This window comes from Streptomyces sp. NPDC031111 (genome assembly GCF_055570675.1).
This window is the reverse complement of sequence record NZ_JBVIGS010000001.1, coordinates 90,026-104,064: the sequence shown is the minus strand read 5'-3', so window position 1 is coordinate 104,064 and position 14,039 is coordinate 90,026. Positions and strand designations below refer to the sequence as shown.

Annotated in this window: 11 protein-coding genes; 1 reads left to right on the top strand and 10 read right to left on the bottom strand. The window is 71.9% G+C overall.

Annotation, left to right across the window (positions count from 1 at the left end; genetic code table 11):
* Positions 1-106 precede the first annotated feature (106 nt).
* The 9 genes from ACZ470_RS00400 to ACZ470_RS00360 all read right to left on the bottom strand — a co-directional run bounded on the left by ACZ470_RS00400 (position 107) and on the right by ACZ470_RS00360 (position 11,735).
* Positions 107-2,422 (bottom strand): xanthine dehydrogenase family protein molybdopterin-binding subunit, encoded by a 2,316-nt coding sequence (locus ACZ470_RS00400; protein ID WP_468422991.1) that lies wholly within the window; start codon positions 2,420-2,422, stop codon positions 107-109.
* Positions 2,419-4,647: a (2Fe-2S)-binding protein gene (locus ACZ470_RS00395; protein WP_468422989.1), complete on the bottom strand. Its 2,229-nt coding sequence runs from the start codon at positions 4,645-4,647 to the stop codon at positions 2,419-2,421. Before ACZ470_RS00395 ends, ACZ470_RS00400 begins: the two co-directional genes overlap by 4 nt.
* Positions 4,644-5,537 carry an FAD binding domain-containing protein gene (locus ACZ470_RS00390; RefSeq protein WP_468422988.1) on the bottom strand — a complete coding sequence of 298 codons (894 nt, stop codon included), beginning with the start codon at positions 5,535-5,537 and terminating at the stop codon, positions 4,644-4,646. Before ACZ470_RS00390 ends, ACZ470_RS00395 begins: the two co-directional genes overlap by 4 nt.
* A gap of 272 nt (positions 5,538-5,809) precedes the next feature.
* Positions 5,810-7,468, bottom strand: coding sequence for a beta-N-acetylhexosaminidase (locus tag ACZ470_RS00385; RefSeq protein WP_468422987.1), 1,659 nt, complete (start codon positions 7,466-7,468; stop codon positions 5,810-5,812).
* Position 7,469: 1 nt separating this feature from the next.
* Positions 7,470-8,315 carry a carbohydrate ABC transporter permease gene (locus ACZ470_RS00380; RefSeq protein ID WP_468422985.1) on the bottom strand — a complete coding sequence of 282 codons (846 nt, stop codon included), beginning with the start codon at positions 8,313-8,315 and terminating at the stop codon, positions 7,470-7,472.
* A gap of 29 nt (positions 8,316-8,344) precedes the next feature.
* A complete protein-coding gene (locus ACZ470_RS00375; RefSeq protein ID WP_468422983.1) occupies positions 8,345-9,334 on the bottom strand; it encodes a carbohydrate ABC transporter permease in 990 nt (329 codons plus the stop codon).
* Positions 9,331-10,623, bottom strand: a complete 1,293-nt coding sequence (locus tag ACZ470_RS00370; protein WP_468422981.1) for an extracellular solute-binding protein — start codon at positions 10,621-10,623, stop codon at positions 9,331-9,333. Before ACZ470_RS00370 ends, ACZ470_RS00375 begins: the two co-directional genes overlap by 4 nt.
* A 227-nt stretch (positions 10,624-10,850) precedes the next feature.
* Positions 10,851-11,132 carry a DUF3039 domain-containing protein gene (locus tag ACZ470_RS00365; RefSeq protein WP_073931595.1) on the bottom strand — a complete coding sequence of 94 codons (282 nt, stop codon included), beginning with the start codon at positions 11,130-11,132 and terminating at the stop codon, positions 10,851-10,853.
* A 30-nt stretch (positions 11,133-11,162) separates the two neighbouring features.
* The gene (locus ACZ470_RS00360; protein ID WP_468422979.1) at positions 11,163-11,735 is read right to left on the bottom strand and encodes a YqgE/AlgH family protein; all 573 of its coding nucleotides are present in this window, start codon (positions 11,733-11,735) and stop codon (positions 11,163-11,165) included.
* A gap of 254 nt (positions 11,736-11,989) precedes the next feature.
* Here ACZ470_RS00360 and murA point away from each other — a divergent pair, with 254 nt between their 5' ends.
* On the top strand, positions 11,990-13,336 hold the full coding sequence (gene murA / locus ACZ470_RS00355; RefSeq protein WP_468422977.1) for a UDP-N-acetylglucosamine 1-carboxyvinyltransferase: 1,347 nt from the start codon (positions 11,990-11,992) through the stop codon (positions 13,334-13,336).
* Between the two features lie 174 nt (positions 13,337-13,510).
* On the opposite strand, the gene ACZ470_RS00350 is transcribed toward murA, so the two are convergent.
* Positions 13,511-13,792 carry an HU family DNA-binding protein gene (locus ACZ470_RS00350; RefSeq protein ID WP_003990598.1) on the bottom strand — a complete coding sequence of 94 codons (282 nt, stop codon included), beginning with the start codon at positions 13,790-13,792 and terminating at the stop codon, positions 13,511-13,513.
* Positions 13,793-14,039 lie beyond the last annotated feature (247 nt).

The window sequence follows — 14,039 nt, the reverse complement described above, 5'->3', positions numbered from 1 at the left end:
ACAACGCCCCCGGACCTGGAGACGGCGAACCGAAGCGCCCATCACTTAGGACGCTCCAACACCCCCGAGCGTTGCCTTTCCGCGCGAATCGCCCGTCACGGGTTTCTCAGCCGCCGGTCACCACCGCGGCCTGCGGCCGGATCGGCAGCCGGTTGACCGGCCGGCCCGTGGCGGCCCGTACGGCGGACGCGATGGCCGCCGGCGAGGTCACCACCGGCACCGCGCTGACCGCCTTCGCGCCGAACGGCGCGACCACGTCCCGCTCCTCGACCAGCTTCACGATGTGGATGTCCGGCGCGTCCAGCGCGGTCGGGAGGGCGTAGCCGGTCAGGTCCGGGTGGCGGACCAGGCCGCGCGGGGTGCGCAGGTTCTCGGTGAGCGCGGCCCCCAGGCCCTGGGTCACGCCCGCCTCGATCCGGGCGGCCAGCTGCGCCGGGTTCAGCACCCGGCCCACGTCCTGGGCGACCGCCAGCTCCACGACCCGTACCGAGCCGAGCTCGATGTCGACGTCGACCACCGCGCGGATCGCGCAGAACGCCATGCCGACGAAGGCGTCGCCCTGTCCGGACTCGTCCAGCGGCTCCGTCGGGTGCGGGCGGCACTGGGCGGTGGCCCACAGCTCCTTGCCGTCCATCGCCTCCGTGACGGTCGTGGACAGCACGCCGTCGTACGAGGTGATCTTGCCGTCGGTGATCTGGAGCAGCTCGGTGGACATGCCGAACTTGTGCGCGAGCGGCTGGAGGAGCTGGGTGCGGACCATCTTCGCCGCGCGCTCCACCGCGCCGCCCGACACCCAGGTGTGCCGGCCCCGGCAGCCCGGGCCGGCCGGGGGCTGGTCGGTGTCCACGGGCACGACGTGCACCTCGTCGATGCCGAGGGTCTCCTGGACGATCTGCCGGGCCAGCGTGGAGAAGCCCTGGCCGCTCTCCACGGCCGCGCACAGCACCGTCGCCACGCCGCCCTGGACCCGCACGGTGGCGGTGGACACCTCGTCCGCGCCCTCCGCGCCGAGCATGTGCACCATGCCCAGGCCGTAGCCCACGCCCCGGCGCACCGCGCCCGGTTCGCCCGCGCCCTCGGGGCCGCCGGGCAGCAGCCACTCGTCCTCCGGGGTGTCCTTGGGCAGCGGCGGCAGCGGGAAGTCCCGTACCGCCTCCAGGAGTTCGGCGACCGGGGCCGGGCAGGTCACGGTCTGGCCGGTGGGCAGGACGTCGCCGGTGGCCATCACGTTGCGCAGGCGCAGCTCCGCCGGGTCGACACCGAGCTTCTTGGCGAGCTTGTCCATCTGCGCCTCGTAGGCGGCGCACACCTGCATGGCGCCCTCGCCGCGCACATGGCCGGAGGGCGGGTTGTTGGTGCGTACGGCCCAGCCCTCGATGAAGGCGTTGGGGACGACGTACGGGCCGCAGGCGAAGGCGACGGCGGCCGCGAGGGCGTCGGAGGAGGTGTCGGCGTAGGCGCCCGCGTCGAGCAGGATCTGCGCCTCGACCTTCACCAGCCTGCCCTCGGCGTCGGCGTGGTGGCGGTAGCGCAGCAGGGTGGGGTGCCGGTGGGTGTGGCCCAGGAAGGACTCCTCGCGCGTGGCGGCGAGTTTCACCGGGCAGCCGGTCTTCAGGGCCAGCAGGCCGAGGGGGAGCTGGAAGCTCCGGTCCTCGCGGTCGGCGACGGCGCCCGGCACCCCGGTGACGACGACCTTCACCCGATCGGGTTCCAGGCCGAACGCGGAGGCGGCGGTGTCCCGGTCGCCGTGCGGGTCGGTGGACGCCAGGTACAGCTCGACGCCGCCGTCCGGGCGGGGCACGGCGAGACCGGCCTCGGCCCCTATGGGGGCGGGGTCCTGGCGGCCGATCCGGTACAGGCCCTCGACGACGACGTCACCGGCGGCCTCGGGGTCGCCGTGGCGCAGCGGGATGTGCCGGATCAGGTTGCCGTCGGGGTGCAGCGGTTCGGCCTCGAACGCCTGCTCGGGATCGGTCACCGGGTCGAGCGTCTCGTACTCGACGATGACGGCGGCGGCGGCCATCCGCGCGGTGTCCGGATGGTCGGCGGCGACGGCCGCGATGGGCTCGCCGTGGTGGCGTACGACCTCGGAGGCGAAGACCGGGCGGTCGGCGGTGCCGCGGCCGTGCAGCGGTTCACCGGGGACGTCCTCGTGCGTGACCACCGCGTGGACGCCGGGCATCTCGCGCGCGTGGGTGGTGTCGATGGACACGATGCGCGCGTGCGGGTGCGGGGAGCGCAGTACGGCCGCCCACAGCAGGCCCTCGGCCCACAGGTCGGCGGCGTACGGGAAGGTGCCCTCCGTCTTGGCGCGCGCGTCGGCGGCCGGGAGGGAGACGCCGAGCCCGTGCGGGATCGGCTGCGGTTCGGGGGCGGCCTCCGCGGCCTGTGCGGCCTGCGCGGTGGCTGCTTCGTTGGTCACGCCTGGCCTCCGTCCTGGCCGTAGGGCTGGTCGTGCGGCTGGTCCTGGGGCTGGTCACCGGGTCCGGGGGTGCCGAACGCGGAGGGGTTGACGCCGCCGGCGCCGGGGCCCGCCTGGTGCGGGATGCGGGGCGTGTCCGGCTCACCGTCGGAGTCGTCCTCGGGGGACGCGGAGTGCGCCTCGCGTTCGGCGACGACCTCCTTGACGGCGTTCACCACGCCCCGGTAGCCGGAGCAGCGGCACAGGTTGCCGCACAGGGCCTGGCGGGTCTCCAGTTCGGTGGGCGCCGGGTTGCCCTCCAGGAGGTCGTGCACGGTCATCGCCATGCCCGGCACGCAGAAGCCGCACTGCACGGCGCCGCACCGCGCGAGGGCGCGCTGTACGTCCGAGGGCCGGCCGTCCTGCGCGAGGCCCTCGACGGTACGGACCTCGCTGCCGGCCGCGGTGACGGCCGGGACCAGGCAGGACGCCACGAGCCGCCCGTCGACCTGCACGTTGCAGGCGCCGCACTCTCCCTGTGAGCAGCCGTCCTTGGCGCCGGCGAGACCAAGCCGCTCGCGCAGCACGTAGAGCAGCGACTCGCCGATCCAGGCGTCGGTGACGGGCCGGTCGGTGCCGTTGACGCGGAGCACGTAGGAGGCGAGGGGGTGGTCGTCGTGCGGCGACGGCGCGCCGTCCGCGTCCGGCACGGGCGAGGTGTCCGGTTCGCCGACACCTTCCGGGTTGTCCGAAGTGTCCGACGCCGTGTCGGTGTTCGGGGAGTCGGTGTCGGCGGGCTCCGCGTCCTGGGCGGTCCCGTCGGGGGCCGTGGCGGGCTCGGACGGGCCTTCGGCGGCCTCAGGGGCCCCGTGGGCGTCCTCCGTGACCCCGGAGGCGTCAACGGGCCGTGCGGCGTCCTGGGGGCCGGGGTGCGGGTGCTCCCGGAGTCCGGCCGGGGCGGCCTCGGTGCCCTCCGCCTCGGACGGCCACCGCGGCTCCGCGTACCCCTCGGTGGGGAACGGCTGCGGCGCACCGGCCGACCGAGGACCGGCGTGCGCGGAGTGCTCGGGCGCGCCCTGCCCGCCGTACGCGCCCGCGCCGGACGGCTGCTGAGGCGCGGCCTGCTCGGGGGCGTGACCGGGCATGCCGGTGGACTCCGGCGCGGGGCCGGCGTCGGGCCGCCCCGGCGCGAGACCGGCCGCGTGCGCCGCCTCGCCGTCGTAGCCCTCCGCGCCGGACGGCCGCTGGAAGGCGGGGCTCTCGCCCCGGCCGGGCTCGGTGGGAGGCAGGGGCCCGGCCCCAGGGAACGACTGCCCGCCGTACGTGTCCCCGCCGGACGGCTGCTGGGACGCGGGGCCTTCGGTCAGATGCTCGGAGGCGGGCATGGGCTGCCCGCCGTACGTGTCGCCGCCGGACGGCTGGTGGGGCCCGGGACCCTCACCCCGGCCGGGCTCGGACCCTGGCATGGGCTGCCCGCCGTACGTGTCCCCACCCGACGGCTGCTGGGACGCGGAACCCTCACCCCGGCCGGGCTCGGACCCTGGCATGGGCTGCCCGCCGTACGTGTCCCCTGGCGCGGGGCCCTCGGCGTGAGGGCGGGGGTCGGGGTCCTGCCGGTCCGGTGTGGGGCCGTGCTCGCCGGGTCGCCGGTCCTCGTCGTCCTGCGGGACACCGGATACGCCCGGTCCCCACGGGCGGCCGATGGCCTGGGTGGCCCAGGGCGCGGGGGCGCCGCCCGGGAGGGTGGGCGGGGGCGTGCCGCCCCACTGCTCGACCAGGGCGGACGTGGTGAACTCGCCCGACTCGTCCGGCAGGTCGCCGTCGGCCACCGGGATCGACCACTGGCCGGTGACGTCGTGCCCCGGCGCGGGGTTCTCCGCGGCCTGCTCCTCGTAGGTCCACTGCCCGGTCGAGCCGGGGTCGTACGAGAACCGGTCCCCGGGCGCCGCAGCCGCCTCCGGGTCGTGCCACTGGGCGCCGTCGACGGGCGCGCCGGGCACCGCCCAGGAGCCGGTGGCCGCCGGGTCGGTGCCCGCGGTGGTGGTCGGGGTGACCGTAATCTGCGGCGGCACATACCCGTGGCCGGGCGCGGCGAGCGGGCTCTCCATGGAGTCCAGCAGGGCGTCTATGCCGCCCTCGGGGAGATTCACGAACGCCGTGGCGCCGTCGTCGTAGTCGCCCTGGGGCAGCGGGTCCCAGCGGCCGCCGCCCGGGGGCGTGCCCTCTCCGTGCGGGTCGTCGGTCACGACAGCGCCCTCCCCAGTGCTCGTCGGGCCAGCGCGGCGACGGTGCGCCGCAGGTGCAGTACCGCGGGCGGAAGCGGTGGGACGGTGCCGTCCTCGCCGGGTGCGGCGTCGGGGATGCAGGCCGCGGCGACGTACTCCCCGAACGCGTTCAGTGCCTCGGGCACGATCGCGCGGTTGTTGTCCCAGTCGATGAGCTGCGCGACCCACTGCTCGGCGTCCAGGGGCCGCAGCGGCATCGGCGCGATGGCGCCCACCGCGCAGCGCACCCCGCGGCGGGCGGGGTCGAGCACGAGGGCGACGGAGGCGACCGCGCGGCCGGGGCCGGTGCGGCCGGTCGCCTTCAGGAAGACCTGGGGGGCGTGCAGCAGCGGCACGCGCACGTAGCCGATGAGCTCACCGGGGCGCAACAGGTCCATGCCGGCCAGCAGGTGGGACACCGGGACCTCGCGGCGGGCTCCGCCCGGGCCCGCGACGATCAGCGTCGCCTCCAGCGCGGCCAGCACGGGCAGCGCGTCCCCGGTGGGGGCGGCGGAGGCGATGTTGCCACCCAGGGTGCCCGCGTTGCGGATGTGCGGCGGTCCGGCCGCACGCGCGGAGGCGGCGAGCGCCGGGATGAGGGCGGCGAAGTCGGGGCGGCCCATGCGCGCGTGGGTGAGACCGGCGCCGAGCAGCGCGTGTCCGTCCAGGTACTGCCAGCCGCGGATCTCGCTGATCTTGCCGAGGCCGACCAGCGCGGCGGGCCTGAGCTGCCCGGAGTTGACGGCGGCCATCAGGTCGGTGCCGCCCGCGACGGGCACGGCGGCGGGCATGGCCGTGAGCGCCGCCACGGCCTCGTCGAGTGTCGTGGGCAGCGTCACGGCCTGCGCCGCCTGCGGTGCGTGCGTGGTCAAAACCGGCTGCCCCTTCCCGCTGCCCCACCTGGTCCCACCTGTGCGCCGTACGGTACGTGCTGACAGGGCGGACGTGGCAACTCTGGCACATCTTGGCAGCCGCCGAAGACGGGGGTCCGCTAGGAGGCGTTCGCCCACCTCACCCCGGACATGCCGGTTTCCGCCCGACATCACCGATGCGCTGCGGATTGGCACTCTTCAGTGACTCTTGTGCCTGTTTCGCACGACCTGTTCGACTCGGGCGGGACCGGGGCGGGGAGGGGCCGGGGCGGCTAGACGTTGGGCGGCGGGCCGTCGATCGGGCGTCCCAGGATCCCCGGGCGCTGCTGCCAGGGCAGCGGTCCGGTGGGTGGGCGGTAGGCGACACCGAGGGCGTCCAGGCGCCGGTAGTGGGCGGTCATCCGCCGTTCGAAGTCGGCGAAGTCCCGTTCCCCGGGGGCGGGCAGGGCGCTCCAGGCGACCTCGGCGAGCGCGGCCAGCCGGGGGAAGACCTGGTAGTCCACGCGCCCCTGGTCCTCCATCACCTCGGTCCACACGTTGGCCTGGGTGCCCAGCACCCGCGCGGCCTCGCCCGGCGTCAGCTCCGCCGGCACGGGCTCGAACCGGTAGACGTCCTCCAGGGTGCGCACGTACCCGATCGGCACCGGCTCGTCGGGGCCCGCGTCCTGACGGTGGTCCAGGTAGACCTGCTGCTCGGGGCACATGACCACGTCGTGCCCCGCGCGGGCGGCGGTGACCCCGCCCGCGTAGCCGCGCCAGGAGGACACCGCGGCGCCGGGAGCCAGGCCGCCCTCCAGGATCTCGTCCCAGCCGATCAGCCGGCGCCCCCGCGCGGCGAGCCAGGTGTTGAAGTGCCCGATGAACCAGGACTGGAGGGCTTCCTCGTCCGGCACTCCGAGGTTGCTGATCTGTTTCTGCGCGGCGTCCGACTCGCGCCACTGGTCCTTGAGGCATTCGTCGCCGCCGATGTGCACGAACGGGGAGAACGGCCCGGCGTCGGCGGGGAACAGTTCCAGGACTTCCTCGAGCACTCCTTCGTAGAAGCGCAGGGTGTTGTCAGTGGGGGCGAGTACGTTCGGATTGATCCCCCAGGTGTCCCAGACGGTCAGGGAGGCGGTGTCGATGACGTCGGAGTTGCCGAGTTCCGGATACGCGGCGATGGCGGCCTGCGAGTGCCCCGGTACGTCGATTTCCGGGACGACGCTGATATGCCGCTCGGCGGCGTAGGCGACGATCTCGCGGATGTCGTCCTGGGTGTAGTGGCCGCCGTGCGGCCTGTCGTCCCACAGCGGTGACGCGCGGTGGCCGACTTTCGTCCGGGCGCGCCAGGAGCCGACCTCGGTGAGCTTCGGATACCGCTGGATCTCGATGCGCCAGCCCTGGTCGTCCGTCAGATGGAAGTGGAGGACGTTGAGTTTGTGCGCCGCCATCAGATCGAGATAGCGCAGCACGCCTTCCTTGGGCATGAAGTGCCGGGCGACATCGAGCATGAGTCCGCGCCAGCGGAAGCGGGGCTTGTCCTGGATCTCGGCTTCCGGCAGCTCCCAGCGGCCGCGCCCGAGGGGCGCCCGCCGGAAGGCGTCGGGGCCGAGCAGTTGCCGGAGCGTCTGCGCGCCGGCGAAGGCTCCGGCCGGGTCACCGCTCTTGATCAGCGCACGGTCGTCACGGATGGTGATGCGGTAGGCCTCGGGCGGGAGGTTGTGGTCGTGCCGCAGCTCGATCGCGTTCTCCGCGGCCCGGCCGGGCGGGCCGAGTACGCCCTCCCGCAGCGGCAGGCCGGTGGCCGCCTGCAAGGTCGTGCGCAGCCAGCGTTCGGCGCTGCCCACGCCCGGCCCCGCCGTCAGCGTCGTGTCCCCGTCGAGGACGAAGACCCGCTCACCCCACGTGCTCGCGCTCAGCGGCGCGGGAATCAGTTCCGTCAGTGAAGTCACGTCAGTCCTTTACCGCGCCGCCCAGTCCGGAGACCAGACGCCGCTGTACGAGTACGAAGAAGACCAGTACCGGAATCGTCATCACGGTGGACGCCGCCATGACCCCGCCCCAGTCCGGGTCGTCGGGTTTGTAGAAGACCAGCAGCGCCATCGGCAGGGTCGACTGAGAGATGTCGCTGATGATGAAGGACTTGGCGAACAGGAAGTCGTTCCAGGTGGAGATGAAGGAAAACACGCTCGTGGCCACCAGACCCGGCAGGACGAGCGGGAAAAGGATCTGCCACAGAAAGCGCGCCCTGCTCGCCCCGTCGATGTACGCGGCCTCCTCCAGCGCCTCCGGAACGCCCTTCACGAACCCCCGGAGCATCCAGATCGCGAACGGCAGGGAGAACGCGATGTGGGGCAGGATCAGCGACCACAGCGTGCTCAACTGACCGAAGTCCCGCATGACGAAGAACAGCGGGATGGTCAGCGCCTCCACGGGCACCATCTGGGCGATCAGAAACATGATCAGCAGAGTGGTCCGCAGCCGGAACCGGAATCGCGTCACGGCGGTCGCGGCGAGAAAGGCGATCAGCGCCGAGGCGACCACCACGGCGACCGCGACGACGACGCTGTTGAGGAAGTACCGGCCGAATTCCTGCTGCCCGAACACCCGCCGGAACGAGTCCAGCGTGGGCGCCAGCGTCCAGGGGCGCGGCTCGGTCGACTCGATCTCCCCAGCCGGTTTGAAGGCGCTCAGCACCATCCAGTACAGGGGGAAGGCCACCACCGCGGCGATCAGCAGCGCCGCCGCCTCGGCCGCCGTCCGCCCCGGCCGCCGCACGAACCGGCGCACAAGATTCACTCGGGGTTTCCCGTCCTGGCTCACGAGCGTCACAGTTCCTCCCCCTGTCGGCGCAGCAGCCGTAGATACACCAGCGTGACGGCGAGCAGGATCAGCAGCATCACCACGCCGATCGCCGCGCCGAGGCTGTACTGCGACGACGCGAACGCCTGCTGGTAGGCGTAGACGTTCAGGACCAGGTTCTGGCCCGCGATGCCGCCGCCGTTGGTCATGACGTAGATCTGGGTGAAGACCTTGAAGTCCCAGATGACCGACTGGATGGTGACGACCACCAGGATCGGCCGGAGCATCGGGGCGAGCACGGACCGCCAGACCCGCCACTGCGAGGCCCCGTCCAGGGAGGCCGCCTCCAGCACCTCGGACGGTACGGCGCGGATCCCGGCGTAGACCGTCACCATCACGAACGGGAAGGAGCACCAGACCACTTCGAGCAGTACCAGGAAGAAGGCGCTGAACCGCCCGTACGTCCACGAGTGGTCGCCGAGGCCCAGCACCCGGTTGACCGGCCCGAAGTCGGCGTCGAAGAGGAACAGCCACACCGTGGACCCGGTGATCGCCGGCGTCGCCCAGGCACCGAGCGCCGCCAGCATCAACGCGAGCCGCGGCACGGCCCGCACCCGGGTGAGCAGCACGGCGAGCGCACACCCCACGGCCAGGGTGCACACCACACAGGCCGCCGCGAACACCACGGTGGCCAGCAACACCTGCCAGAACTGCTCGTCCCCGAACAGCTCGGCATAGTTCCCGAACCCCTCAAAGGTGGTCGGCTCCCCACCACTGACCTGGGCTTGGGTGTAGTGGAAGAACGAAATCAGCCCGAGCTGATAGATCGGGTAGGCAAGCAGCCCCCCAAGGACCACAAGAGCAGGCGCGAGATACAACCACGGTGTACGGGAACGCCCCCGATAGGGGCGCGGGGCTGTGCCGGATCTGCGGCTGCCGCCGCGTGGGCGCGAGAAACCACGAACAACCGGCACCCGCACACGCTCCGCGCCCCGCGAGCCAGTAGGCACCGTCATCCGACGGACCCAAACGCCTCGTTCATCTTCCGCGCCGCGTCCGCCGAGGCGGCAGCCACGCTCTTCTTCCCGGAGACGACCTCCTGGAACATCGTCGGCAGCACCAGCGACGAATCGATCTGCGCCCACGCCGGCGAAGCCGGCACGAACTTCGTCTCGGCGGACAGCGTCTCGACGAACGGCTTCACGAAGGGCTCCTTCGCGGCCACCTGCTGCCGTACGTCGGAGAAGGTGGGCAGGAAGCCCATGCCCTCGAAGAGGTCGCCCTGCGCCTTCTTCGACGCGAGCCGCTTCATCAGGTCGACGGCGAGGGTGCGGTGCGAGGTGGACTTGAGCACGCCGAGGTTGTTCCCGCCGGCGAACGCGGGGGCGATGGACCCGGACTCGACCCCCGGAAGGGGTACGACGGCGTACTTGCCCTTGACCTTCCCGGCCTCGACGGCGGCGTGGCTGAAGTCGCCGCCGATCGCCATGGCCGCCTTGCCCGATGCGAAGGCGGTCACCGTGTCGTTGCCGCCCATTCCGGCGCACTTGGCGGCCGGGCAGTTGTCGTCGCCGAAGAGGGAGGTGTAGGCCTCGATGCCCTTGCGGGCGTCGGCGCTGTCGATGGCGGAGGCGTACGAACGGCCCTTGCCGGTGGCGAGTTCACCGCCGTGGGCCCAGATGAAGGGCATCGCGCCGTAGGTGTAGGCGCCGCCGACGGCGATGCCGTACATCTCGGGCTTGGCGGCGCGGATCTCCTTGGCGGTGGAGATCAGTTCGGCCTGGGTCCTCGGGACGTCGAGGCCGAGTTCGTCGAAGACGTCGGTGCGGTAGTACAGGGCGCGGACGCCGACGAAGTACGGGGCTCCGTAGACCTTGCCGTCGACCGTGACCGACTGTCTGGCGGTCGGGTCGGTGTCCTTGGCCTCGTCCCAGGCCGCGAACTCCTTGGTGACGTCGGCGAGTCCGCCGTCCTTCACATAGCCGGCGGTGTCGGTGTTGCCGTACTCGATGAGGTCGGGTGCGGACTTCGGGTCGTTGAAGGCGGCCTTGATGCGCTGGGCGCGCGTCTCGACGGGGATGTACTCGACGGTGACCTCGGTGCCCTCGTGCGCCTTCTCGAAGGCGGCGAGGACGGAGTCGACGAGCTGTTCCTTGGGCTTGTTGTTGACCTCCTGGAAGAGCCAGACGCGCAGGGTGCCGGTCTTCTCGTCCTTGTCGGAGGAGGAGGTGTCGGAGGTTTGGGGCGCGCAGGCGGCGGTGGCGAGGACGGCCGCGACGGCGACCAGGCGGGCGGACAGCTTCATGGAGTTGCTCCTCCGAACGCGTTGCAACATACGCAATGGCGGTTTCGCTGTGCACAACACCACGGAGGCTAGGGACTGGGTGAGTCAGGCCACAAGAGGTCTCAACCACTCTGTGACCGGCCGAAGCGCCCTGCGCAACGCGCGGACAGCACAAAGGCCTCCAGGGCGCGCAAAACGCGCCCGGAGGCCTTGATGAGGGTCAGGAGGGTCCGAGGGAGGAGAGGGGGCTACTTGTCGCCCTTGCCCTTGTCGTCGCCGCCGGCGCCCATGGACTCGTAGATCTCCTTGCACATGGGACACACCGGGTACTTCTTCGGATCGCGGCCGGGAACCCAGACCTTGCCGCACAGCGCCACGACGGGGGTGCCGTCGAGGGCGCTCGCCATGATCTTGTCCTTCTGGACGTAGTGGGCGAAGCGCTCGTGGTCACCGTCGCCGTGGGAGGTCTGCGGCGTCGGCTCGACGAGGGTCCCCGTACCAGTCCCGCGCTCGGGCTCAAGAGTGCTCATAACAGCCAAGGGTACTGAAGCTCACACACTTCAGTTGAGCGAAGGGTCGTCCGGATACGTGGCCACCATCGCCAGCTCGTTGCGCTGGCGGCGCAGCACTTCGCGCCAGAGCCGCTCGGGGGACGGGGACGACACGTCGCCGGGCTCCGACTCCACCACGTACCAGGCGCCGTCCACCAGCTCGTCCTCCAGCTGGCCGGGGCCCCAGCCGGCGTATCCGGCGAAGATGCGCAGCGAGCCGAGGACGGAGGCGAGCAGCTCCGGCGGGGCCTCCAGGTCCACCAGCCCGATCGCGCCGTGCACCGGGCGCCAGCCCAGCGGCGCGGCCTCCCCGGCCGTCCCGCCGGGGACGACGGCGACACCGAGGGCCGAGTCCAGGGACACCGGGCCGCCCTGGAAGACGACACCGGGTTCGCCGGCCAGTTCCGCCCAGCCCTCGAGGATGTCGCCCACGTCCACCGGGGTCGGACGGTTGAGGACGACACCGAGGGAGCCCTCCTCGTCGTGGTCGAGGAGGAGCACCACCGCGCGGTCGAAGTTCGGGTCCGCCAGGGCGGGAGTGGCCACGAGCAGCCGCCCTGTGAGCGAGGACACCTCGGTCATGCCAGACATGATCCCGCATCTCGCTCCCGCGTGGGGAGGCAACGGGGGTACGGGAGTGAATGCAGCTCAGGGCGGACGGGAGCATCCCCGGCGCACGGCGGCGATGGTGACCCCATGTGCCCGTCGCGGAACCGTTCGTGTTGTGACAGACCCATGACGTTCCCGGGCCCTCCTCGGGCTTACAGAAGGGGGGTGCGGGGCGATTACCCTTTCCCTTCTGGCCCCTGCCCCACTCCCCACGGAACGCGAGATTCATGACCGTCAACGACGTTGATGACGTACTGCTTGTCCACGGCGGAACCCCGCTGGAGGGCGAGATCCGTGTCCGCGGTGCGAAGAACCTCGTACCGAAGGCCATGGTCGCCGCGCTGCTGGGCAGCGCTCCGAGCCGCCTGCGCAACGTTCCGGACATCCGTGACGTCCGCGTCGTGAGGGGTCTGCTGCAACTGCACGGGGTGACGGTCCGTCCGGGCGAGGAGCCCGGCGAACTGGTGCTCGACCCCACGCACGTGGAGAGCGCCAACGTCGCCGACATCGATGCCCACGCCGGTTCCTCGCGGATCCCGATCCTGTTCTGCGGCCCGCTGCTGCACCGGCTCGGGCACGCGTTCATCCCGGGTCTGGGCGGCTGCGACATCGGCGGCCGGCCCATCGACTTCCACTTCGACGTGCTGCGGCAGTTCGGCGCGACCATCGAGAAGCGGGCGGACGGCCAGTACCTGGAGGCCCCGCAGCGACTGCGCGGCACCAAGATCCGGCTGCCGTACCCGTCCGTCGGCGCGACCGAGCAGGTGCTGCTGACGGCGGTCCTCGCGGAGGGCGTCACCGAGCTGTCCAACGCGGCGGTGGAGCCCGAGATCGAGGACCTGATCTGCGTCCTCCAGAAGATGGGCGCCATCATCGCGATGGACACCGACCGGACGATCCGCATCACCGGTGTGGACAAGCTCGGCGGCTACACCCACCGCGCCCTCTCCGACCGCCTGGAGGCCGCTTCCTGGGCCTCCGCGGCGCTGGCGACCGAGGGGAACATCTACGTCCGCGGCGCGCAGCAGCGCTCGATGATGACGTTCCTGAACACCTTCCGCAAGGTCGGCGGCGCCTTCGAGATCGACGACGAGGGCATCCGCTTCTGGCACCCCGGCGGGCAGTTGAAGTCCATCGCGCTGGAGACGGACGTGCACCCGGGCTTCCAGACGGACTGGCAGCAGCCGCTGGTGGTCGCCCTGACCCAGGCCACGGGCCTGTCCATCGTCCACGAGACGGTCTACGAGTCCCGGCTCGGCTTCACCTCCGCGCTCAACCAGATGGGTGCCCACATCCAGCTGTACCGAGAGTGCCTCGGCGGCTCCGACTGCCGCTTCGGCCAGCGCAACTTCCTCCACTCGGCGGTCGTCTCGGGCCCGACGAAGCTCCAGGGCGCGGACCTCGTCATCCCCGACCTGCGCGGCGGCTTCTCGTACCTCATCGCCGCCCTCGCCGCCCAGGGCACCTCCCGTGTCCACGGCATCGGCCTGATCAACCGCGGCTACGAGAACTTCATGGAAAAGCTCATGGAACTGGGCGCGAAGGTCGAACTCCCGGGCAAGGCCCTGGGCTAGCACGACCCCACACCAACGCCGATGGGGCGGTCACCACTTTCCGGTGACCGCCCCATCGGCGTTGGTGCAACACCCTGAGGGGCGCGGGGCCGCAGACATGTGCGGCTCCGCCGCGCGGGCGCGACCAGCCACAACGGGCCCGCAGTCGCCCACGACGCTCTCAAAAAGGCGAGGTTACTTGCCCTTGGCGGCTTCCTTCAGCTTCGAGCCCGCCGACACCTTCACGCTGTACCCCGCGGGGATCTGGATCGGCTCACCCGTCTGCGGGTTGCGCGCCGTGCGAGCGGCACGGTGGGTGCGCTCGAAGGTCAGGAAGCCGGGGATGGTGACCTTCTCGTCGCCCTTGGAGACGATGTCGCCGACGACGTCGGCGAACGCGGCCAGCACGGCGTCGGCGTCCTTGCGAGTCACCTCGGCGCGGTCGGCCAGCGCGGCCACCAGCTCACTGCGGTTCATTTTGTTACTCCCGTGTTCTTCTTGCCGTTGAGGCGTGCATCGCGCCCAGGGACGCATCCTGCCTCTACCTGCGACGGTAATGCCAATCCGGCACCCGCAGGAATCGTGAGAGCACCCGAGGGAGTCACACGAAGAGCGCCACAGCCCGGCCGCCCACCATAGAGGGCCGCCGGGATCTTCGGGTGCCCCGACGCGCCGGTTCGAACCGGCCGTGGCGATCCTCACAGCCCCCGGGCGTCCGGATGCC

Coding starts and splice junctions, on each gene's coding strand:
- ACZ470_RS00375 (WP_468422983.1), bottom strand. CDS start 9,334: ATGACGGTGCCTACTGGCTCGCGGGGCGCGGAGCGTGTGCGGGTGCCG.
- ACZ470_RS00370 (WP_468422981.1), bottom strand. CDS start 10,623: ATGAAGCTGTCCGCCCGCCTGGTCGCCGTCGCGGCCGTCCTCGCCACC.
- ACZ470_RS00365 (WP_073931595.1), bottom strand. CDS start 11,132: ATGAGCACTCTTGAGCCCGAGCGCGGGACTGGTACGGGGACCCTCGTC.
- ACZ470_RS00360 (WP_468422979.1), bottom strand. CDS start 11,735: ATGACCGAGGTGTCCTCGCTCACAGGGCGGCTGCTCGTGGCCACTCCC.
- murA (WP_468422977.1), top strand. CDS start 11,990: ATGACCGTCAACGACGTTGATGACGTACTGCTTGTCCACGGCGGAACC.
- ACZ470_RS00350 (WP_003990598.1), bottom strand. CDS start 13,792: ATGAACCGCAGTGAGCTGGTGGCCGCGCTGGCCGACCGCGCCGAGGTG.